We start from the raw sequence: 21,296 nt of genomic DNA, 5'->3' as shown, positions 1-21,296 counted from the left end.
ATACCGCTCAACAGCACACCGACATCGCAGGCAGCCGAAGCGGATGGCGAGCGTCCTTCGCTGCGACCCCAGCCCCATCTTGAGTGAGGACTTACTCGTCTGGTCTCCGCCCACGATCTCGACGGGTCAGCAGCCGATCCGACTGGACCCGATCGCGACATCGTCGTACCAGAGGGTGTCGGCCCCGCCGCCGTAGCTCTCCCAGCCCAGCTTCAGGTCCGTGAGCTGCGGTCGCCAGGTGCGGTTGTACCACTGACCGTCGATGTCGTGCGTCGGTACGCCGTCCGCGGTCAGACCGGTGATGGCGGTGCCGTCCAGCCAGGTACGCAGCTGACCGGCCGCACCATCCACCATGAACTCCAGGCAGGACCAGCGATTGGTGGGCAGCGGCACGCTCTGCGCCACCCCGGCGGGGCTCTGCTCGGGCAGAGTCGCGTCGTCGGAGGCGCGGTTCCATTGCAGAGCGCCGTTCTGGCCGCCCACCCGCAGGTCCCGGTTGCCGTCGGCGGAGTCGGCCATCGCCATCATCGTGGTGTGCTCGGTGGGCTGGGCGGTGGTGTGCCGTACCCAGATCCGGCCGTACCGGACACTGCCCAGGCTGCTGAGGTTCTTCGTGGACCGGATGAAGACGTGGTTGCAGTACCCGGCGGCACCGTTGATCCGGACGGCCCGGCTGCCGCTGTGCGTGGTGGTCGTGTCGATGGTGGCGGTGCCGGCGCCGGAACAGTCCGGGTTCACCACCGTCCAGTCGCCGGACGGCGTCGAGCCGGTCTGGTTCTCGAAGCCGTCGCAGAGCACCGCCCCGGCACACCCGGTCGGCGGCGCGGTAGTCGGCGGCGTGGTAGTCGGCGGCGCCGTAGTCGGCGGGACCGTGGTCGGAGGCGCCGTGGTCGGAGGCGCCGTGGTCGGAGGCGCCGTGGTCGGAGGCGCCGTGGTCGGAGGCGCCGTGGTCGGCGGGACCGTGGTCGGGGGCGCCGTGGTCGGGGTCGGGCCAGCGCCGTTGCACGGTACGCCGTTCAGGCTGAAGCCGGTCGGCACGCCGCCGCCGGAGCCGAACGTGCCCTGCACGCCGAACTCGGTGGAGCCGCCGGCCGGGATGCTGCCGTTGTACGACGCGTTGCGGGCGGTCACCGTCGATCCGGACTGGCTGACCGTGGCGTTCCAGCCGTTCGTGACGCGCTCGTCCCCGGCGTACGTCCAGGTGACGGTCCAACTGGAGACGGCGGTGTCACCGGGGGCGACCTTGATGTTGGCGGTGAATCCGCCGGGCCACTGGTTGGGCGTGTAGTCGACCCGGCAGCCCTGGGCGGCCGCGGCCGGACCGGTGAGCAGGGCTGTACCGGTCGCGGTCACGGCGGCCAGCGCGGCGACGACCGCGAGGGTCGAGGCGGGGCGGGCACGGAGAATCATCATGGAGGGTCCTTCTGCCATCGAGCTGGACGGAGGCGGCGCGCGGCGCGCGTCCTGGGCGGACGCAGCGCGACAACGCGCCCTGGGTACGGCGCAGGGGTGCGCCACAGCGACTACGGCGCGGGAGTGCGCCACAGCGACTACGGCGCGGCGGTGCGCCACAGCGGCTGGTCGGTGCGTACGACCGAAGTGCCCGGCTCGGGGTGGACCTGTCAGCCGCCGACGGCCCGGTCGCCCGGACCCCGGCGGCGCCCATCCTCAATCTATTTACGAATACCTATCTAATCAAGCGTCGGCGCACCGACCAGCATCCTGCTTCCGGTGATCGTGGGTACTCTCGGCAGGCCCCGCGACGATGCGCCAGCCGCCCGACCCCGGCGCCTCGCTTCGGCAACCGCGACGGTGGCGGCCGGCGGGGCCAGGTGCGCCACCGGGAGCGGGAAGGCGGCCGGCGGCTCCACATCGGGCCTCACCCTCGGCAATCCGCCCGGCTCGCTCGTCGCGGTCCAGGAGAAGCGCCGAATAGCACCGGCATCATTTTCCGGCAACTGCTCCATCCAGTTACGAGACATTTCTCACTAGCCGACGACGTTTTCGCTGGCCGGACGGGACGCGCGTCTCGGACAACCGCACAGAACCGGCGACATCACTCCTGTTCACATTGAATCTCACTTACTTTGGGTTACCGAGATCTATCCGGAATCTGTCGAGATCTACTCAGCTACCCCCCCCCTGGCGGCTTGTCTGCTTCGACGCCATCGCGACCCATTCGCCCCGCCGCACCGGCCCCACCAATGCCGGAAACGAGACTGTTCCTCGACGATGCGGTTGACCTTGACTACAATTGATGCGAGTCGACGTTTTCGAAATCGGGGTATGAGTTGCGAGTCACACTCTTTGGTACCTCCTTGCTACAAAACGGGCATCAGCGCAGTCACATCACCCGCGCCCAGAACAGGGGCTTGCTGGCGCTGCTGGCACTCAATGCAAATATTTTTGTCACGTACGACTGGGCGATCGAGGCACTCTGGGGCGGCCGCCCCCCGTCCAGCGCGCGGACCCAGATCCACACCGGGGTGCACGCGATCCGACGCGCCCTGCGCGAGCTGGCCGCAGAAGACCTGCTGACCAGCAACGCCTGCGGCTACGCGCTACGGATCGACCCGGGCCAGGTGGACGCGACCCTGTTCGAGCGGAAGGTCCAACAGGCCCGTTCGGCCTCGGCCGTCGACAACCACGACGAGGCGACGACGCTCCTGGAGGAGGGGTTGGCCCTGTGGCGCGGCCCGGCGCTCGGTGACGCCGCCGGCTCCTTCGTGACCGGCGCCCGACAACGGCTCGACCAGCAGCGCGCGAGCGCGATCGAAGATCTCATCGCCCTGGAGATGCGGGCCGGCCGGCACACTGACGTCGTCGACCGGTTCTCTGCGGTGATCGATCAGTTTCCGTTGCGGGAAAGATTGCGGGGCCAGTTGATGCTGGCGCAGTTCCGGGCTGGCAACAAGGTCGCGGCCATCGAGAATTACCAGCAGTTCCGCACACAATTGGCGGACAAGATTGGTCTCGACCCGAGCCCGCAATTGCGCGCGTTACAGCATGCGATCATTCGGGACGACATCTCGCTCGACGTCAATGTCCAGAAGTTCGCCACCCCGTTCGACTCGGAGCTTCCCGTAGTTTGATTTGGCACACCAGCAGAATCGATGTGACTTCATCGCTGATCGGTCGCCGGGCACCGCGGGCAGGTCGGCGACCGATCAGCAGGCCACAAAATGTCGTCAGCATCTGGTCAACCGACTGCGCACGAAAAGCAGCGGCTCCGCGTCGGACAGCAGATCGAAGTCCCGAACCGCGGCGATGTACAGCGTATGGTCCCCGGCCGGCACGGCTTCGGTCACCCTGCACTCGAAATAGCCAATGCCGTCCAGGAGGATGGGCGCCCCACTGTGCGGGGCGGGCCGCCAGCGCAGATCGGCGAAGGCGGCGACCCCGGTCGACCGGTCATTGCGCGCGAACCGGCGGGCCGCCTCGGCCTGGTCCGCACCGAGAATGTTGACCACGAAGTTGCCCGCATTGCCGACGCTCGTCCGAGCCCGCCCGTCGGTGACAAGTGAGACGAGCACCAGCAGCGGGTCGGTCGACACCGTGACGAACGAGTTGACGGTGGTGCCGAGCAGTTCACCGGGGTATCCGGTGGTCAGCACCGTTACGCCGGTCGCGAAGTGTCCGGCCACCTGTCGGAAACGGCTAGGGCTCAATCGGCCCTCGCTGTCGGTCGTCGCGGCCGTCGGACTCGTCATCGCAGGGCTGTTTCCAGGCTGGCCGCGTACGCACGCAGCTCTCCCAGATGCTCCAGGCCGGACAGTACCTGCCCAGTGGGCACCCCGAAATCGATGAGGCAGGCGACCTCGTCGACGCCGGCGTCCGCCAGCCGGTCCAATACCTTGCGGGCCTTCTCCGGCGCTCCGAGCAGGCCGCCGTCGTCGACGTACCGGTCGAACGATCTGTCGACCAGGAAGTCGATGTCGGAGGGGCGCATCTTCGCTGGGTCGATCTTGCGGGCGCTGCCCGCCTGCGAGCCCAGCACCAGGCCGAGCGAGCTGCGCAGATAGTTCGTCAGCGGGCCGCGGACCAGCTCGCGAACCTCGTCCTCACGGTCCCCCACGAAGGTGTGCACCATGAGCACCACGTGCCCGGGGCGCCGCCCGGGCTCGGCGTGCTCGGCCGCCGCTTCGCGATATGCGGCGATCTTGTCAGCCAGCTCGGGAACGCTCTGACCGAGCAGATGGGTGAGCAGTCCCGCACCGCTGCGGCCGGCGGCGCGGAACGTCTCGATTCCACCGGCGCTGGTCACCCACACCGGCAGCTCCGGCTGCACGGGTGGCGGATAGATTCGCAGTTCCTGCTCCTGGCCGACACCGTCGACGACGGTGATCGTCTCGCCCCGCCACAGCCGACGCACCTGCTCCAAGTAGTCGATCATGAGCTGGCGGCGGTTGTCGTAGTTCTCCGGCCGTAGGGCGAAATCCCGGGCGTGCCAGCCGGACGCGAAGGAGAGCCCCACCCGACCGCCGGACAGGTTGTCGACCACCGACCACTCCTCGGCGATGCGCAGCGGGTGGTGCAACGGCGCGACCACACTTCCCGCTCGGATGCCGATGCGCGAGGTGAGCTGTGCGACGGCAGCCGCCGTGACACTGGGGTTGGGATAGATCCCACCAAATGGGTGGAAGTGCCGTTCCGGCATCCACACGGCGGAGAACCCGTTGACGTCACCGAACCGAGCGCCCGCACGCAGCAGCTCGTACCGGTCAGCGTCAGCTTCGCAGCTGTCGTTGGCGAAATAGAAGAGGCTGAGATCCACTTTAGCTCCCCGTGAAGACGGTCTTCAGGACCACGTCGTACGCCGCGTCCAGGTCGGACGAGGCCGACAGCTCCCAGATTGGTCGGTCAGCCAGACACCGGCGCAGATCGGCCTCGATCGCGGCGACCAGGTCCGGGTCGTCCTTGCCTGCGGCATAGTCGTCGCGCCACTGCTGGACGACGTCGTCGAACTCGATGCGGCGGATCTCGTCGGCGCCGCGATTCAGCACCACCGTCGTGTCGACCTCGGCCAGCGAACCGGTCTGCCCCTGCGCCGGCACCGGCACGGTGACCCGGTACTTGGCGCCGCCGTCGACGGCGGCCCGGGGTGCCTGGGCGAGCTGCGGATGCCCGTCGAGCAGTTCCGGGGTGAGATAGACCGCGTACGGGTAGCCCCAGAAGACGCCCGGCGGGTCGTCCAGGTGCCGGACCATGATGTCCTCGCCCAGCAGGGTGGCGCCGCGACGCATGGCCCAGGTGGTGAACGTCGACTTGCCCATGCCGGTCGGGCCGCAGACCAACGCCGTACGCCCGCCGACCCGGAGACCCCCCGCGTGCATCGGGTAGTGGCGCGGTGACCGGCACACCAGGTAGAGGAATATCCGTTCCAGCATCCAGCGACCCCAGACGACCGGGTCGGCGAGATCCCTGCGGGCGAGGGTCATCTCGACGGTCCATCGGGCCGGGTCGACGGTGGCGCGGGAGGCCCCGGCGTCGATCAGAATGATGTCGGCCTTGAGCACCGCCGGGCTGTGCGGCGGCTCCACCGCGGGGGCGTCCCCGTCGTCGACGCGTACGGTGAGGCGGACCACCGGGCCGGCCGCATGCCGGTGACCGTCGGGGTCGGCGAGCATCGGCCCGAAGGCGTCATCCAGCACCGGACGCGCGGCCGGATCGGCGTCGATCCGCACCGGGAAGCCGTAACACTCGTACCAGTACTCGTTGTTCATCGCGTCGTACTCCTCGTCATCAGGGGTCGTACTCCTCGTCCGGGGTGTGCCGGCAGCCGACCGGTCAGGTGGCGGCCGGTGAGGGGGCGACCGGTTCGACGGCCACGACGCCGTACCGCTCTCGGGTGCGCAGCCCCCAGCGGGCCACCGCGGGCACCACGGCGCCGGCGGCGAGCATCAACCCGCCCAGCACCAGCCAGCCGGGCCAGCCAAAACCGATGACCAGCGCGGTCACCAGGGCTGGGGTGATCGCCGCCGACAGCTGCTCGGTGGTGGCGAAGAGTCCCTGGTACTGCCCGATGGCGTGCTCGGGGGCGAGTTCGTAGGCCAGTGCCCAGCCGCCCGCGGCACAGAGCAACTCGCCCAACACGTGCACCACGGCGCCAACGATCAGGATGCCGACCGCGAGCCACGGCGCCCGGCCCGCGGCGAGCGCGAAGACAGCGCAGCAGGCGGCCAGTGCCACACCGCAGCGCTGCAGCGCCCGGGCGCCACCCACCACGTCGTCGGCGCCCTTGCTGACCCGCACCTGGAACAGGATGACCATCGCCGTGTTCAGCACGAGCATCGCGGAGAAGGTCCAGGTGGGGGCGGCGGTCCGCTCGGTGATCCAGATCGGCACGCCGACGGTCAGGATGCCGGCGTTCATCATCAGCACGGTGTTCAGCAACGAGATCACCACGAACGGCTTGTCCCGCAACACCGGCAACCGCGGCCCCTCCGCCGGCTTGGCGACGCCGGGCACCTGCGGAAAGGTCAGATAGACCAGGCCCGCGCCCACGTACAGCACACCGCTGAGGAAGAGCATCCCGAGATAGACCGGCCGGGTGTCGAAATGCAGGGCGACACCACCGGCCACCGCACCGATCGAGACGCCCAGGTTGTTGGTCGAGCGCATGAAGGCGCGGGCCGCCACTCGTTCACCCGCCGGCACGACCTTCGCCACCAGCGCCCCACGGGAGGCGCTGGACGACGCCTCGGCGAGCACCACCAGACAGCTTGCCACCACGAATGCCGGGAACGAGCCCACCAGCGCGTACGTGAAGATCAGCACGCCCTGCAGCACCACGAAGAAGGTCGCCGTGTTGCGCGCGCCGAGCACGTCCGCCGCATGCCCCGCCGGAATGCTGGCCAGCATCCCCACGAGCGCGGCGATGGTCAGCCCGAGGCCCACCTGGGCGGCGGGGATGCCGACCGAGCGCAGGAAGAACAACACGCTGACCGAGAGCAGGATGCCGTGCCCGACACTGCGCGCGAAACTGCTGCTGACCAACCGCCGGATCGGGCCGGGCGGGGGGACGACGTGGTGCAGGAGGTTCATCGAACCAGCCTTTCGGAGCTGACGTGACGGTGCTGTGGTCCTACGCCGCGGTTGCGGCACTCATGAGTTGACTCCGATCGATTTTGCCGTTGGCGTTCAACGGCAGGGAAGACCGGTACTCGAATCGGGACGGGATCATGTGGGTGGGCACGTGCTGGCGCAGCCAACTCCGTAGCTCGCGCGGCTCGGCGTCCACGCCGGTGTGGAACGCGACCAGCCGGGCCTCACCATCGTGGACGTCGGCGACCACCACAGCCTCGGCAACGTCGGGATGCCGTCGCAGGGCGGTCTCGATCTCGCCCAGCTCGATCCGGTAACCGCGGATCTTCACCTGGTTGTCGAGTCGACCCAGGTGCACCAGCTCACCGCCTTCCCAGCGCACCCGGTCGCCCGTGCGGTAGTAGTGCTCCGGGGTGAGCGGTTCGGTGCCGTCGTACACGTGGGTGCCGGTCGTGTCGTGCAGCAGGAACCGACCGATGTTGTCGGCCGGATCGAGATACCCGTCGAAGCGCTGCGAACCGCGCACGACCAGCTCACCGTCGTCGGCGGGACGGCCGTCCGGGTCGAGGATCAGGTGCTCGAGGAAGCCGTACACCGGTCCGATGGGGATGGTGTCGTTGGACGCTTTCGGCCAGTGCCGCGGGTCGCCGGGCAGCCGGTACTCGGTACAGGCCACGGTGAGTTCGGTGGGTCCGTAGACGTTCTCCAACACGGCGTTGGGTGCGGCGGCCCGCCACAGCTCGGCTTGCCGCAGCGTGAGCTGCTCCCCGATGAACAGGCTGTAGCGCAACCCGGTGGCCCGACCGGCCGGCAGGTTGCCCAGCCCCGCGGTGACCGAGACGACCGAGGGCACCGAGAACCAGTGCGTGATGTGGTTGTCCACCACGTAGTCGACCGGCGTCAGCAGGTCGTTGCGCTGCGGCACCACCAGGGTGGCGCCGCCACCCCAGGTGACGAAGAGGTCGAACACCGAGGGATCGAAGGTCAGGTCGAAGGTGTGCGACGTGCGGCAGCCCGGCCCCACCTCGTAGCGGGTGATGTTGTGGCCGACGTACGGCGACAGGTTCCGGTGCCGGATCGGCACGCCCTTGGGTCGACCGGTGGAGCCGGAGGTGAACAGGACGTACGCCACGGCGTCCGGGGACACGTCGTAGGGCGGCAGGTCCGCCGGGACCGGGCCGGTCGGCTGCTCCGGGTCGACCGCCAGCACCGGCACCGGCAGCGACTCGGTGAGCCGGGCCGCAGCCGAGGCGTCGGCCAGCACCAGTTCGGCACCGGACAGCTCGCACACGGTGCGGTTGCGCTGAGTTGGGAAGCCGGGATTCAGCGGTGTCGCCGCCGCCCCGAGCCGCAGGGCGGCGAGGTAGCCCACGTACGTGGCCAGATCCCTCGTGGCCAGCAGCGCGACGCGGGCGGGCGCCCGCCCGTGTCGGGCGAGAACCGCGCCGGCCAGCCTCTCCACGGCGTCGTGCAACTGCCGGTAGGTGAGCCGTCGACCGCCGACCTCGATCGCGGGTTCGTCGGGAAAGCGCCGCACACTGTGGGCGAACCACTCGTACAGGGTCTTGCCCGACTCAGCCATCAGCGCGCACCCATTCGGTGTCGGGGGCGGTCGAGAACGGCACCGGGACCCGGATCCGCATGGTGTCCGGTGGGGACTGCGGGGCGGGTTCCAGGTGCAGCAATTGCACGTCCGCGGTCGTCGGCAGGTCGAGGCAGTCGCACGAGGCGGTGGTGAAGCCGGCGAACCGGTAGGCCACCTCCATCATCCGGTTACGCCCGGTGGGCCGGAAATCGGCGACCAGGTGCACACCGGCTCGGGCGGCCGCGTCGGTCAACCAGCGCAGGATCATCGATCCCGCGCCGAACGACACCACCCGGCAGGACGTGGCCAGCAACCGGAGATGCCAGGCATGCGCGCCCCGGACCAGCAGGACGACCCCGACCGCGCCGTGCGGGCCGAACCGGTCGGCCAGCGACACGACGAGCACCTCGTGTCCGGGGCCACCGATCAGGCCACGCAACGTCTCCTCGCTGTAGTGCACGCCGGTGGCGTTCATCTGGCTCGTCCGCTCGGTCAACTCGGCGACGCGGGCCAGATCCTGCGGACGAGCCCGTTGGATCTCCAGGACCAGATCGAGCGTGCGGAGGAAGTCGTCGTCCGGGCCGGTGAACTCGGCCCGCTCGGCGTCGCGGCGGAAGTTCGCCTGGTACATCGCCCGGCGGCCGCGCGAATCCTCGGTGACCACCGGAGGCGTGAACTCGGCGAGACCGAGCAGCGACAGCGCCTGTTCCGCCGGGTAGCACCGCACCTCGGGCAGGTGATAGTTGACCTCGGCCCGCTCGGTGGGCTGATCGTCGATGAAGGCGATGGTGCGGTACGCGAACTGGAGCTGGTCGGCGATCGACCGCACCGCCTCGGACTTCGGTCCCCAGCTGATCTGCGGCAGGACGAAGTACTCGGCCAGGCCGAGCTTCTCCAACCGCTCCCAGGCCTGGTCGTGATCGTTCTTGCTGCACACCGACTGGAGGATGCCGCGGGCGTCGAGCTCCACGATGACGTCGCGGATCTCGTCGGCGAGCGCGACCTCACCGTCCTCCAGCAGGGTGCCCTGCCACAGCGTGTTGTCCAGGTCCCAGATGAGGCACTTGACCACGTCGTTCACGATCGTTCCTCACACTTCCCACAGCGTGGCTGTCCAGGCGGCCACGGGGCTGTTGTTCAAGACCAGGACGAGGTCGCCCTCGCCGAGTTCCTTGGTCGCGAGCAGGCTGTCGAGGTTGAGCACCACGTCCATCGCACCGAGATGACCTGACGTGCTCAGGTGCTCCCGGCAGACGGGGTGAATGGGCAGGCCCAACAGCGAGGTGTAGAAGTCGTACGCGCTGGCGGTGACGTTCTGCATCAGCGTCGCCGCAACCTGCCCCCGGTCGACGCCGGCGTCCGCGAGCACCTGTTCCACCAGCCGACCGAGCCGTACCCGACTGTGCATGGCCAGCTCGAAGCGGTACCGGTCCGGCGAGGCGCACTCCTCACGCCACTCGTACCAGGGCGCGCTCTTGTAGTCGACCGTGAACAGGTCGTGGAACGCGCCGTCGGTCTCCATCCGGTGCGCCCGCAGCACCGGGCGGCCACCCCGGACGACGGTCATCGCGTACGCCCCGTCGCCGATCACGGTGACCGGGTAGCGAACGCGATCGACGCCGGTCGGCGTACTGGCGTGCGCGATCAACACCGACCGGCGGGACGGGTCGGCGACCAGCAGGTCACGCGCGATCGCCCAGGCCGCGCTGGACCCGGCACAGCCGAGCCCGTCCACGGCGAAGGCCATCGGCACACGAACACCGCTGTCCTGCTGCACCCGGCAGGCGTCCGATCCCAGCAGCACGTCCGGGGCCCGGCCGGTGACCAGGATCAGCACGTCCGGATCGATCGGCTGGTGCGCGGCCAACTCGCGGCACACCTGAGCGGCGTAGGCGCCCTGCTCGCCAGCGGCGAAGACACCGACCGTACGGACGCCGCTGGCCTGCACGAACTCCTGCTCGACCACACCCAGGGCGGCATACTCGGGCAACTCCGTGACCGCCACCCGCTGCTCGGGCAACAGGCAGCGAATCGCGCCGATGCCGATGTCGCCGGTCGTCACCGCGCACCCCCCGTCGTCGCCAGGACGTGCTCGGCGAGGAGCAGCTGGCAGATCTCGTTGGTGCCCTCGATGACCTCCATCAGCTTGGCGTCGCGGTGCGCCCGGGCCACGACGTGGCCGTCCTGCGCACCGGCCGAAGCGAGCACCTGCACGGCACTGGCCGCGACCCGGGTGGCGTCACCGGCGGCCCGATGCTTGGCGACCACGGCGGCGGTGACCAGCTCCGGCGAGTTGGCGTCCCAGGCGGCGCTGGCGTGTGCGCAGAGCCTGGTGGCGGACTGCTCGGCGACGTACTGTTCGGCCAGGTGTCGGGCGATGAGCTGGTGATCGGCCAACGCGACGCCGAACTGCTGCCGGGTGGTGGCGTGCGCGGCACTGGCCGCCAGGCACGCCCGCATGATGCCGGCGCAACCCCAGGCCACCGAGATTCGGCCGTACGTCAGCGCGGTGGTCACCAGCAGCGACAGCGGCTGGCCGGCTCCGCGCAGCAGCGATGCCGCCGGTAGCCGGACCGCGTCGAGGCGTACGTCGGCGTGCCCGGCGGCCCGGCAACCCAGCGGGTCCGGAACCCGGGTGACGGTCACGCCGGGGGCCGTCGTCGGGACGAGGATCGCCGCCGCGCCGGCGCCGTACCGGCCGAAGACGAGCACCACGTCGGCGTAGGCGGCGCCGGTGACCCAACGCTTGGCGCCGGTCACCGTGACGCGGTCACCGTCGAGCTCGATCAGGGTGTCCATCGCGGACAGGTCGCTGCCCGCGTTCGGCTCGCTGAACGCGACAGCGGCCAGCTCCCCGCCGGTCAGCCGGGACAGCCACTCCCGCTGCTGACCGGCGTCGCCGAGGCGGGAGATGGTCCAGGCGGCCATGCCCTGCGAGGTCATCAGGCTCCGGAACGAACTGCACAGGCCACCGGTGTACGCGGTCAGCTCGCCGTTGTCGACGCTGCTGAGGCCGGGACCGCCGTGGGCGGTGCCGACCTGGGCGCACAGCACACCGGCGGCCCCGGCCTTACGGATCACCTCGACCGGGATCTCGCCACGCCGGTCCCACTCACCGGCGTGGCCGGCGATCAGATCGGTGACGAGGGCCTGCAGGTCGGCGCGGACGTCAGCCATCGCTGCCCTCCCCGCGGAGGCGCTCCACCAGGGCGGTCATCCGTTGCACGGTGCGGAAGTTGTCCAGGTTGAGATCGTCGCCGGTGATGCTGATCCCGTAGGTGCTCTCGATGTGCACCAGCAACTGCATGGCGAACAGCGAGGAGACCCCGCCCTGGGCGAAGAGATCGGTGTCGGGCGCCCAGGTCGTGCGGGTGTGCTCGGACAGGAAACCCATCAGTTCCCGCTGCACGGCCTCGGTGGTCCGGTCCCCGGTCGAGGTGGTCATCGCTGCGCTCCTTGGTAGTCGTGGAAGCCGCGGCCGGTCTTGCGGCCGAGATCGCCCGCCCGCACCTTGTCGACCAGCAGCTCGCTGGGTCGGTAGCCCTCGTCGCCGGTGCGGTCGAGGAGGACCTGCAGGCTGTCGACGACGTTGTCCAGGCCGATGAGGTCGCCGGTGGCCAGCGGGCCGGTGCGGTGCCCGAGACAGCCGGTGAAGAGAGCGTCGACGGCCGCCGGATCGGCGATGCCGTCCTGGACGATCCGGGACGCCTCGTTGATCATTCGCTGCAACACCCGGTTGATCACGAAGCCGGGACCGTCACCGACGACCACGGGTTCGCGTTCCAGCCGGGTCAGCAGGCCCAACGCGGTGTCGAGGCTGGCCTGCGCGGTACGTGGGCCGCGAACCACCTCGATGGCCCGGATCAGGTACGGCGGGTTCATGAAGTGGGCGCCCAGTACGTCCTCCGGGCGGACCGCCGCCCCGGCCAGTTCGTCCACCGGGATGCCGGAGGTGTTGGTCAGCACCGGGGTACCGGCGGGCAGGACGGCGGTGACCTCGGCCATCAGCTTGGCCTTCCATTCCGGCCGTTCGGTGATGGATTCGACCACCACGGTCGCCTCGGCCACCGCGTCGAGCGAGTCGGTGACGGTGAGGCCGCCGGCCTGCGCGTCGCGGCGCAGCCCGCCCATCAACTGCGCCATCCGCAGCTGCTGACGCACCTTGTCGGGTGCCTCGGCACGCCGGTCCGCGTCGATGTCGACAAGCACGACGGGCACGCCGTAGCCGATGGCCAGCGTCGCGATGCCGACGCCCATCGTGCCAGCACCGAGCACCGCCAGCCGGTGTTCCTCCTGCGTCATGGTCACCGCACCTCCGCCGCGTCGTTCGTCGTCTTGAGCAGGTTGTTCAGCAACTCGCCGAAGGCCGGGTCGCGGTCGGCGAGGAAGGTCAGGCAGGTGCGCAGCAGCTCCCCCGACGGAGCGGGGCGCAGACCGCGCTCGGTCAGCCAGGACTGCCAGGCCTCCGCTTCGAGTCCCGTCTCGTCCAGCTCGTGGCCCTCCTGCTCGTAAAGCGCCACCGTGGACAGCAGCTTGTTGCCCGTGTCCAGGGCCTGCGCGGAGACCCGCTGCTGCCAGTCGTCGGCCGGGGTGGCCTCGGTGGGCAACCCGGCCTCGGCCAGCAGCTGGAACATCCGGCGCGGGCTGACCGCGTACCGGTCGACCAGGTGGAAGGCACGACCGGCCGCACCTCTGCTGACGGTCAGCTCGGCCATCGCCCGGGCAACGTGGTCCACCGGCGCCATCGGCAGCGACCGGTCGTCGAGCGGATGTGCGCCGACGGCCAGACCACTGGCCAGAATGGCCCAGATGAGGTCCTTGTCGTTGCACGCCCCGGTGCGGGTGGAGCCGAGGATGAAGCCGGGCCGGAACACCCGGATGCGCATGCCGTCGCGCTCGGCGCGCTCGAGGATCCGCTCGGCCACCCACTTGCTGACGCCGTACCCGCCCTGCAGCGGGTCCAGCGGCTGTTCGCGGGTCTCCAGGATCCGACCGTCGGTGCCGAGGGCGTAGTGGGTGGCGGCGACCGTCGAGACGAACCCGACATCGCGGATGCCGTGCCGGCGGGCCCAGCGGACCAGGTCCACCACGCTCAGCACGTTGTCCTGGCGAAGCGTCCGGTACGGCTCGGTGAAGACCACCTTGGCGGCGCAGTGCAGGATCGAGCCGACGCGGCGGGCCAGCTCGCCGTCGCGGTAGGTCGCACAGATCGTGGCGATGTCGCTGAGGTCGCCAAGAACGACGTGCACCCGCTCCGGGTCGGGGACCGGCAGGGCGAACTTCTCCGCCGTGGTCGCCAGCCGTTCGCGGGCCGACTCCTCGTCGGCGGCACGCACGATGCAGTAGACCCGACCGCTGGTCGTGGCCAGCAGCTCGTGCAGCAGGAATGCGCCGAGGAATCCGGTGGCCCCGGTGAGCAGTACGTCGGTGCCCACCTCCGCGGGCTCGGTGGCCAGCGGACCGAGGTCGATGTCGAGGTCCGCGTCGACGAGGGCCCCGTCGCCGTCGGCAACCTCGTCGATGTCCTCCGGGCCACGGCCGGCGCCGCCGGCCCCGCGCAGGCCACGGACCATCTTCGCCAGCCGGCGGATCGTCGCCTGGCTGCCGCCGGCGCGGTGCACGTTGACCAGCACACCCTGCGAGCGCTGGATCTCCAGCGCCATGCGTACCGACAACAGTGAGGAGCCACCCAGGGCGCCGAACTCGTCGTCGAGACCGACACCGTCCACGCCGAACAACTCACGCCAGATGCGCACCAGCTCCACCTCGACCGGATCGGCGTCACCGTCGACCGGCACCGTGGCGGCCGCCGGTGCGGCGGGTGCGAGCATCGGGCCAATGCGGTCCAGGGCCCAGTAGCGGCGGCGCTGGAAGGGGTACGTGGGCAGCGGCACCCGTCGACCGGCCGGGTCGGGCAGCGCCGCCCAGTCCACGTCGACGCCGTGCAGCCAGGCGTTGGCCAGCGCCTCGTCGACATCGTCGGCACTCGGCCGGACGGGCAGCACGTGGGCGTCGCGGCCGGACGTACCGTCCCCGAGCAGCAGGGTGAACCGTCCCGGCGGGGCCGGCACGACCGCCTGGTCGGCGATTTCCAGGGCGGGCCCCAGGGCGGCACGGAGCCGGTCGAGCACCGCCGCCTCGGCGGTGTTGTCGGGCGGCAGCACCAGCACCGGGCGGAGCCGGTTCGCGCGCACGGTACGCGCGGCCGGCGGACGGGGCAGTCGCAGCGCGGCGGCGAGTTGGTCGGCCGGGGCGGTGACGACCCGACGCTCGGTGAACGACTGTCGGCCGACCCGCAGCGTGTACGCGACATCCGACGCCGCCAACTCGCCGGTGTCCAGCACGTCGGCCAGTCGGCGCGACATCGCGTCGAGTTCGGTGCGGTTACGGGCGGAGAGCAGCAGACGAACCGCGTCACCGGTCGGGGCCGACGGGCGGGTCGGTGCGGGCGGCGCCCCGAGCACGACCGCCACGTTGGTGCCGCCCAGCCCCATCGAGTTGACGAGCACATGCCGGTCGGCGTCGGCGCACACACCCGCCTCGCGGGACAGGTACAGCGGGCTGTCGGCGAGCGCTCCCGGATTACGAGGCTGCTCGAACAGCGGGTGCGGGGGCAGCACACCGGTGTGGGCGACCTGCACGGCCTGGATCAGTCCGGCGATACCGGCGGCGGACCCGCAGTGCCCGATGTTGACCTTCACCGAGCCCAGCGCGCAGAAGCCGGTGCGGCCGGTGGTGGCGCGGATGCCGTCGGCCAGGCCACGTAGCTCGATCTGGTCGCCCAGCGAGGTGCCGGAGCCGTGCGCCTCGACGTACCGGAGTTGGTCGCCGGAGACGCCGGCGACGCGCAGGGCGGCGGAGACCACGTCGGCCACCCCGGACGGGCTCGGCGCCGTGAAGCCGGACCGGTCGCTGCCGTCGTTGCCGACGGCGCTGCCCCGCACAACCGCCAGCACCGTGTCGCCGTCCGCCTGCGCGTCGGCGAGTCGACGCAGCACGACCGCGCCGACCCCGGACGTGAACGAGGTACCGGTGGAGCGGGCGTCGAACGCCCGACACATGCCGTCGGCGGACATCAGGCCGCCGGGCACGTACCGGTAACCGGCCACCGGCTCCGAGACCGACGCGCCACCGGCCAGGGCGATGTCGCATTCTCCGGAGAGCAGGCTCAGGACCGCGTAGTGCACGGCGTACAGGGCCGAGGAGCAGGCGGTCTGCACGCCGACAGCGGGTCCACGCAGGCCCAGCTTGTAGGCCACCCGGGAGGTGAGGAAGTCGACCTGGCCACCCAGGTGCAGGTCGAAATCGTCGACGGCGGCGGCCAACCCTTCCCGCGCGGCCTTCGCCGCGAACAACGCCTGCATGTACGCGCTCGGGCTCGCGCCGGCGAAGACGCCGACGACCGGGCCCTCGGGGCGGGCCGGGTGCCCGGAGGACTCCAACGCCTCCCAGCACACCTCGAGGAAGAGCCGCTGCTGCGGATCGGTCGTCTCGGCCTCGGGCGGCAGGTAGCCGAAGAAGTCGGCGGCGAAGTCGGCGGCCCCGGGCAGGGCGGCGCCGACACCGACGAAGTCGGGTTCGCTGCGGGCCGCCTCGTCGACGCCGGCCGCCCGCAACTGCTCGTCGCTGAGCTCGCGGGTCGACACGTGTCCCGTGCGGACGTTGCCCCAGAACTCGCCGGGCGTCCAGGCGTCCGGGAACCGGCACCCGACCCCGATGATCGCGATGTCGGTGTCTGCGCTCATGACGGTCGTCCCCTTCATCGGTCCGCGGTGGCGTCGGGCTGGCCTGCCGAACGACGCCGGTCCAGCAGGCTGCCGCGGTTCCGCGCGCCGAGCAGGGTCAGCTTCCGCTCCCCGCCCTCGTCGGCGAGCAACGCCGCCTGGGCCCGCACGGTGTTGTGCTGGAAGAGGTCGGCCGCCTCCAGCGTGCGGTCGGTCAGCTCCTGCAACTCCTCGAGCACGACGATCAGCAGGAGCGAGTCGCCTCCGGCGTCGAAGAAGTTGGTGTCCAGCGGCACGTCGGCCACCGGGGTGTCCAGGGCGTTCGCCCAGGCGGCAGCCACCTGGGTCACCAGGTCCGGCTTATCGTCGTTCACAGCGGGTTTCCCTTCAGCGCGGGTAGATCCAGGTCGGCGGTGAGATCGGATGCGCACCGGGCGCAGTCGTCCAACAGGTCGACAACCGCGCGTTGTTCGAACAGGTCGGTCGCGTACGCCGCGGTCAGTACGAGCCCGTCCGCCCGGGCCTCGGCGCCGACCTCCAGTTCGAACTTGACGCGGGTGGCGCTCAGCGGTGCGGCTTCGGCGGTCACGCCGGGGCCGAACGACGGCGGAGCAGGGGCCACGTCCCCCGCGGCGAGATAGACCGGGGTGATCGGCGGGCGGCTCAGATCGCGGTCGGGATGCAGCGCGGCGGCGACGGCGTCGAAGGGCGCGTCGGCGTCCCGGTAGCCGACGAGGCTGTCCTCGCGGACCCGACGCAGCACCTCCCGCCAGGTCGGCGAGCCGCCCAGGTCGACGCGGAGCACCGCCGTGTTGACGAGCATGGCGACGGCATCAGCGGTGTCGCGGGCCTCCCGGCCGCCCCACGGGTAGGCGAACAGGAAGTCCCGTTGGTCGCTCCGGCGGGCCAACGCCACGGCGAGTACCGCCGCGGTGGTCATGAAGGTGGTCACGCCCAGCGGGCGGGTCGCCGCACGGATCCGCTCGGTGAGGTCCGCCGTCAGCCGGCGGGTCACGGTGGCACCGGCGACCGGCTGGATGGACGGTCGGGGCCGGGCGTGCGGCAGGCGGATGTCGGTGGGCGCACCGCGCAACCGCGCGACCACCGCGGCGACCCGGCCGTCGACGGCGGCGCCGTCCAGCGGCCCGGCGAGCGCCGCTGGATGCACCGGCGGGGGTAGCACCGCCGGGCGCCCTTCGACGCCGGCACGGCAGCATTCGCCGATCTGGTCGAGCAGCAGTTGCACGGACCAACCGTCGGCCGCGATGTGGTGCACGGTCAGCACCAGCAGCGTCTCCGACCCGACGCCGAGCAGATGCGCGCGGGCCGGGGCGTCGACGGCCAGGTCGAACGGCGCCCAGCAGGCATCGTCCAGGCGGGCGGTGAGCTCCGCCGGTGGCACCTCGTCGACGCGGATCACGGCAGGTGGCGGCCCGTCGGTGCGGTAGCGCACCCGCCGCTCGGCGCGGACCAGCCGGAACCGGGAGCGCAGGGCCGGGTGGCGACCCAACACCGCACGCACCGCTTCCTCGAGCCGGTCACGGTCGACCGCACCGGTGAGGCGGACGACCAGCGGCGACAGGTAGGCCGCACCCAGGGCGGGCAACCTGCTGATCGCCCACAGCCGCTGCTGGATCGGAGTCGCCGGATGGGAGTCGTCCTCGGCGGGGACGGCGGGGCCGTCGTTCGCACCGGCGGTGGTCGGGTCAGTGGTGGCGGCGGCGAGCAGGCGGGCGAGACCGGCGACGGTCGGCTCGGCGAGGAAGTCCCGCAACGGCACGGCCCGACCGGTCCGGCGATCAGCCTCGGCGAGCATGCTCACCGCCAACAGCGAATGGCCCCCGAGGGTGAAGAAGCTGTCGTCCGGGCCGAGGTTGTCCGGGCGCTCCCCGCGCTCGGAGAGGACATCGGTGAACAGGGTGGCCACGGCCGCCTCGGCGGCGGTCAGCGGGCGGGCCACGGCGGTCGTGTGCGCCAGCCGCGTCGACGGCAGCGCGGCGAGTGCCGCGAAGTCGACCTTGTCGTTGCCGGTGCGCGGCAGGGCGTCGACCGCGTACACGTCGGTCGGCAGCACCGCCGGCGGCAGCCAACGCTGCAGGGGCCGGACCAGGTCGTCTCGGCCGGGCGGCGTCGCGCCGTCGGTGTCGAGCTGGACGTACGCGACCAGCCGGGGCGGGCTGTCGACCGCGTGGACCGCGGCGGCCCGTACCCCCGGCAGGTCCTCCATCAGCCGGGCCACCTCGCCCGGCTCGATCCGATGGCCGAGAATCTTGACCTGTTCGTCGACCCTGCCCAGATACTCCAGCTGACCGTCGCGGCGCAACGCGACCCGGTCGCCCGTGCGGTAGAGGCGCGCGCCCCGGCCGGCGTCCCACGGGTCGGCGGGGAAGGCGACGGCGGTGCGCTCGGGGTCGCCGAGGTAGCCCAACGACACCCCGGCGCCGCCGACGCACAGCTCGCCCGGTACGCCCTCCGGCAGCTCCTCCAGATTCGGCCCGAGCACGTAGGCGCGGGTGTTGGGCAGCGGCCTGCCGATCGCGGGCTGCCGTGGGTCGGCGAGGTCGGTGGGAGCGAACGTGCTGACACAGCAGGCCTCGGTCGGGCCGTACACGTTGACCACCGGCACCCCCCACTGCCGGGCGCACTGTTCCACGGTCTGGCGAGGCAGTGCCTCGCCGCCGACGTAGAGTCGGCGCAGGCTGGTGCCGGTCTCCTCGTCGGCGTCCAGCACGGCGCGGAAGAGGCTGGGAGTCAGCGACATGGTGGTGGCGCCCCGCGGTCCGTGCAGCAACCGGGCCAGCAGGCGTGGGTCGCGGCGGGTCTCCTCGTCCGCGACGATCAGCTGGGCGCCGGCGACCAGCGCCCGGAAGGTTTCGAAGCTGGCCGGGTCGAACGAGACCGAGAACGCGCAGAGCAGGCGGTCCGTGCTGTTCAGGCCGGTCTCGGCGTTCCACCAGGAGATGGTGTTGAGCAGGCCGCGGTGCGGCACTATCGCGCCCTTCGGCCGGCCGCTGGTGCCGGAGGTGTAGATGATGACGGCCGGGTCGTCGGCGTCGATCGGTGGCCGGCGCCGCCCGGCCGGGGCCTCGCTGACCACGGCCTCGTCGAGGTGTACGACGGGCACCGCGAGCCGACGGAGCAGGTCGGCGCTGACCAGGCGGCGGCCGGTGGCGTCGAGCACGATCGCCGCCGCGCCCAGCTCGGTGACGATGTGTTCCAGCTTGTCGACGGGAGTGTCCGGGTTGAGTGGCGTGTACGCGGCACCGGCCCGCAGCACCCCGAGCCAGCCGGCGACGAGCGCGCCACCACGGTCGGCGACCACGGGCACCCGGCCACCCACCGGCACACCGAGTGCCGCGAGTCGGTCCGCGACCCACCAGGACCTGCCGTCGAGCTCCCGCCAGCTGGTGTCCGTCCCGGCGCAGGTGACGGCGCAGGCGTCCGGGTCCAGATCGGCGATCCGCTCGTCGATCGCTTCCAACACCGTCCGGTACGGCGTGCTGCGGGGCTCGCCGACCAACGTGCCGGCCGGCACTCCGTCCGCCGCAGTGGACAGGGGCAGCCGGCACACCAACAGCTCCGGATCGGTGACGGCGGCACCGAGCAGGGCGACGAAACCCTCGGCGAGCGCCACGGCGACGTCGGCCTCGTAGCGGTCGGTGTCGTACTCGACGAGGCCGGTCAGGCCGTCCTCGCCCTCCTCCAGCACGAAGGCCACGTCGAACTTGGCGGTCCCGGTGAACAGCTGCAGCGGTGTTTCCCACCGGGTCGGCCCCTGGGCGGTGGGTGCGTTCTGCAGGACGAACGCCACGTCCACCGGGTCGCCGTACGCGGCCGGCAGGGCCGCCACCAGTTGGTCGTACGGGATGCGCTGGTAGCTGAGGGCCCGGAACGCCTCGGTACGCACCGCCGTGCACAGCTCGGCGAAGGTGCGGTCGGCGCCGGGGCGGCAGCGGACCGGCACGGTGTTGGCGAAGAAACCGACGAGCCGCTCCAACTCGGACCGGGGCCGGTTGGCGGCGACCGTACCGAGCAGAAAGTCGTCGCGCCCGGACCAGCGACCCAGCACCGTCTGGAAGGCCGCCAGCAGCACGACATAGGGGGTGGCGCTCAACGCGGCGGCCAGTTCACGGGTGGCTGCCCAGGTGGCGGCGGGCAGGGTGAAGCGGTGTTCGCCGCCGGATCGCGTCGGCGCGGCCGGGCTGCTGGCGCGACGATTACCCAGGACCAGTCCGCCCGCGACGGTGGACAGCTCGGCCACCCGCTCGGCGAGCAGGGTGCGGGTGCCGCGGGCGTCGAAGGCGGCGCGGTCGGTGACGGCGAAGTCGGCGTACCGCACCGGCAGCGGCTCGAAGGCGGGCGCGACACCGGCCAGCGCCGCCTCGTACGCGGTGGCCAGGTCCTCGAACAGCGGGGCCAGCGACCACCCGTCCACGGCGATGTGGTGGATGTTGATGAGCATCGCGTCGCCGTCGGGCAGGCCGCGCCACAGCGTGCACCGCCAGGGCGCCTCGCCGGCCAGGTCGAACGGGACGCGTGCCCGCTCGTCGGCCTGCCGGCGGGCGATCGACCAGGCGTCGGCGTGGCCGGCCAGGTCGATGACCTCCAACGACACGGGCCCGGGGTCGCCGACGAGTTGGACGGGTCTGCCGTCGCGCAGCCGGTAGGTGGTACGCAGCACCTCGTGCCGGGCCGCGACGGCGGACAGCGCGTCGGCCAGCGCGTCGGCGTCGGCGCCCTGGGTCCAGCGCACCAGCAGCGGCACGTTGTAGGTGGGCGTACCCGGCGCCGCGGTCTCGATGTACCAGAGGCGTTCCTGCGCGAACGACAGCGGCGCGACCGACGAGTCGGATCGAGCCAGGATGGTTGGTGTCACGACATCCCCCGGGTCAGAGATCAGTCAGCGGAGTGGCGCGCGGCGATGCGCCCACGGACGGAGTTCG

Annotated in this window: 15 protein-coding genes; 1 reads left to right on the top strand and 14 read right to left on the bottom strand. The window is 71.3% G+C overall.

The genetic code is table 11. The annotated features are described in order from the left end of the window. Window positions 1–126 precede the first annotated feature (126 nt). Window positions 127–1,413, bottom strand: a complete 1,287-nt coding sequence (locus C7C45_RS23425; protein ID WP_110565854.1) for a cellulose-binding domain-containing protein — start codon at window positions 1,411–1,413, stop codon at window positions 127–129. A gap of 959 nt (window positions 1,414–2,372) precedes the next feature. Here C7C45_RS23425 and C7C45_RS23420 point away from each other — a divergent pair. Next, on the top strand, window positions 2,373–3,092 hold the full coding sequence (locus C7C45_RS23420) for an AfsR/SARP family transcriptional regulator (protein WP_167454807.1): 720 nt from the start codon (window positions 2,373–2,375) through the stop codon (window positions 3,090–3,092). 96 nt (window positions 3,093–3,188) lie between these two features. Here C7C45_RS23420 and C7C45_RS23415 read toward each other — a convergent pair whose 3' ends face one another. The 13 genes from C7C45_RS23415 to C7C45_RS23355 form a co-directional block, all read right to left on the bottom strand. Continuing rightward, window positions 3,189–3,710, bottom strand: a complete 522-nt coding sequence (locus C7C45_RS23415; RefSeq protein ID WP_110565852.1) for a flavin reductase family protein — start codon at window positions 3,708–3,710, stop codon at window positions 3,189–3,191. After that, window positions 3,707–4,774, bottom strand: coding sequence for an LLM class flavin-dependent oxidoreductase (locus C7C45_RS23410; RefSeq protein ID WP_110565851.1), 1,068 nt, complete (start codon window positions 4,772–4,774; stop codon window positions 3,707–3,709). The genes C7C45_RS23415 and C7C45_RS23410 overlap by 4 nt, the downstream gene beginning before the upstream one ends. 1 nt (window position 4,775) lies before the next feature. Continuing rightward, complete coding sequence (locus tag C7C45_RS23405) at window positions 4,776–5,723, bottom strand: phosphoenolpyruvate carboxykinase (ATP) (RefSeq protein ID WP_110565850.1); 948 nt, start codon at window positions 5,721–5,723, stop codon at window positions 4,776–4,778. Between the two features lie 64 nt (window positions 5,724–5,787). Continuing rightward, the gene (locus C7C45_RS23400) at window positions 5,788–7,044 is read right to left on the bottom strand and encodes an MFS transporter (RefSeq protein ID WP_110565849.1); all 1,257 of its coding nucleotides are present in this window, start codon (window positions 7,042–7,044) and stop codon (window positions 5,788–5,790) included. A 40-nt stretch (window positions 7,045–7,084) separates the two neighbouring features. Then, window positions 7,085–8,626 (bottom strand): amino acid adenylation domain-containing protein, encoded by a 1,542-nt coding sequence (locus C7C45_RS23395; protein ID WP_110565848.1) that lies wholly within the window; start codon window positions 8,624–8,626, stop codon window positions 7,085–7,087. Then, window positions 8,619–9,710: an HAD-IIIC family phosphatase gene (locus tag C7C45_RS23390; RefSeq protein ID WP_244200522.1), complete on the bottom strand. Its 1,092-nt coding sequence runs from the start codon at window positions 9,708–9,710 to the stop codon at window positions 8,619–8,621. Before C7C45_RS23390 ends, C7C45_RS23395 begins: the two co-directional genes overlap by 8 nt. Window positions 9,711–9,719: 9 nt before the next feature. Then, complete coding sequence (locus tag C7C45_RS23385; protein ID WP_110565846.1) at window positions 9,720–10,691, bottom strand: 3-oxoacyl-[acyl-carrier-protein] synthase III C-terminal domain-containing protein; 972 nt, start codon at window positions 10,689–10,691, stop codon at window positions 9,720–9,722. Next, on the bottom strand, window positions 10,688–11,806 hold the full coding sequence (locus C7C45_RS23380; protein ID WP_110565845.1) for an acyl-CoA dehydrogenase family protein: 1,119 nt from the start codon (window positions 11,804–11,806) through the stop codon (window positions 10,688–10,690). The genes C7C45_RS23385 and C7C45_RS23380 overlap by 4 nt, the downstream gene beginning before the upstream one ends. Next, window positions 11,799–12,074, bottom strand: a complete 276-nt coding sequence (locus tag C7C45_RS23375; RefSeq protein ID WP_110565844.1) for an acyl carrier protein — start codon at window positions 12,072–12,074, stop codon at window positions 11,799–11,801. Before C7C45_RS23375 ends, C7C45_RS23380 begins: the two co-directional genes overlap by 8 nt. Continuing rightward, window positions 12,071–12,931, bottom strand: a complete 861-nt coding sequence (locus C7C45_RS23370) for a 3-hydroxyacyl-CoA dehydrogenase family protein (protein ID WP_110565843.1) — start codon at window positions 12,929–12,931, stop codon at window positions 12,071–12,073. The genes C7C45_RS23375 and C7C45_RS23370 overlap by 4 nt, the downstream gene beginning before the upstream one ends. Before the next feature lie 2 nt (window positions 12,932–12,933). Beyond that, on the bottom strand, window positions 12,934–16,374 hold the full coding sequence (locus tag C7C45_RS23365; RefSeq protein ID WP_110565842.1) for a thioester reductase domain-containing protein: 3,441 nt from the start codon (window positions 16,372–16,374) through the stop codon (window positions 12,934–12,936). A gap of 14 nt (window positions 16,375–16,388) precedes the next feature. Next, window positions 16,389–16,727: an acyl carrier protein gene (locus tag C7C45_RS23360; protein ID WP_110565841.1), complete on the bottom strand. Its 339-nt coding sequence runs from the start codon at window positions 16,725–16,727 to the stop codon at window positions 16,389–16,391. Next, window positions 16,724–21,229, bottom strand: coding sequence for a non-ribosomal peptide synthetase (locus C7C45_RS23355; protein WP_110565840.1), 4,506 nt, complete (start codon window positions 21,227–21,229; stop codon window positions 16,724–16,726). Before C7C45_RS23355 ends, C7C45_RS23360 begins: the two co-directional genes overlap by 4 nt. Between the last annotated feature and the right edge of the window lie 67 nt (window positions 21,230–21,296).

This window comes from Micromonospora arborensis (assembly GCF_003205615.1).
Lineage (GTDB): Bacteria > Actinomycetota > Actinomycetes > Mycobacteriales > Micromonosporaceae > Micromonospora > Micromonospora arborensis.
Note: the sequence above shows the minus strand (reverse complement) of the source record. Positions and strands in the feature narration are given on the sequence as shown.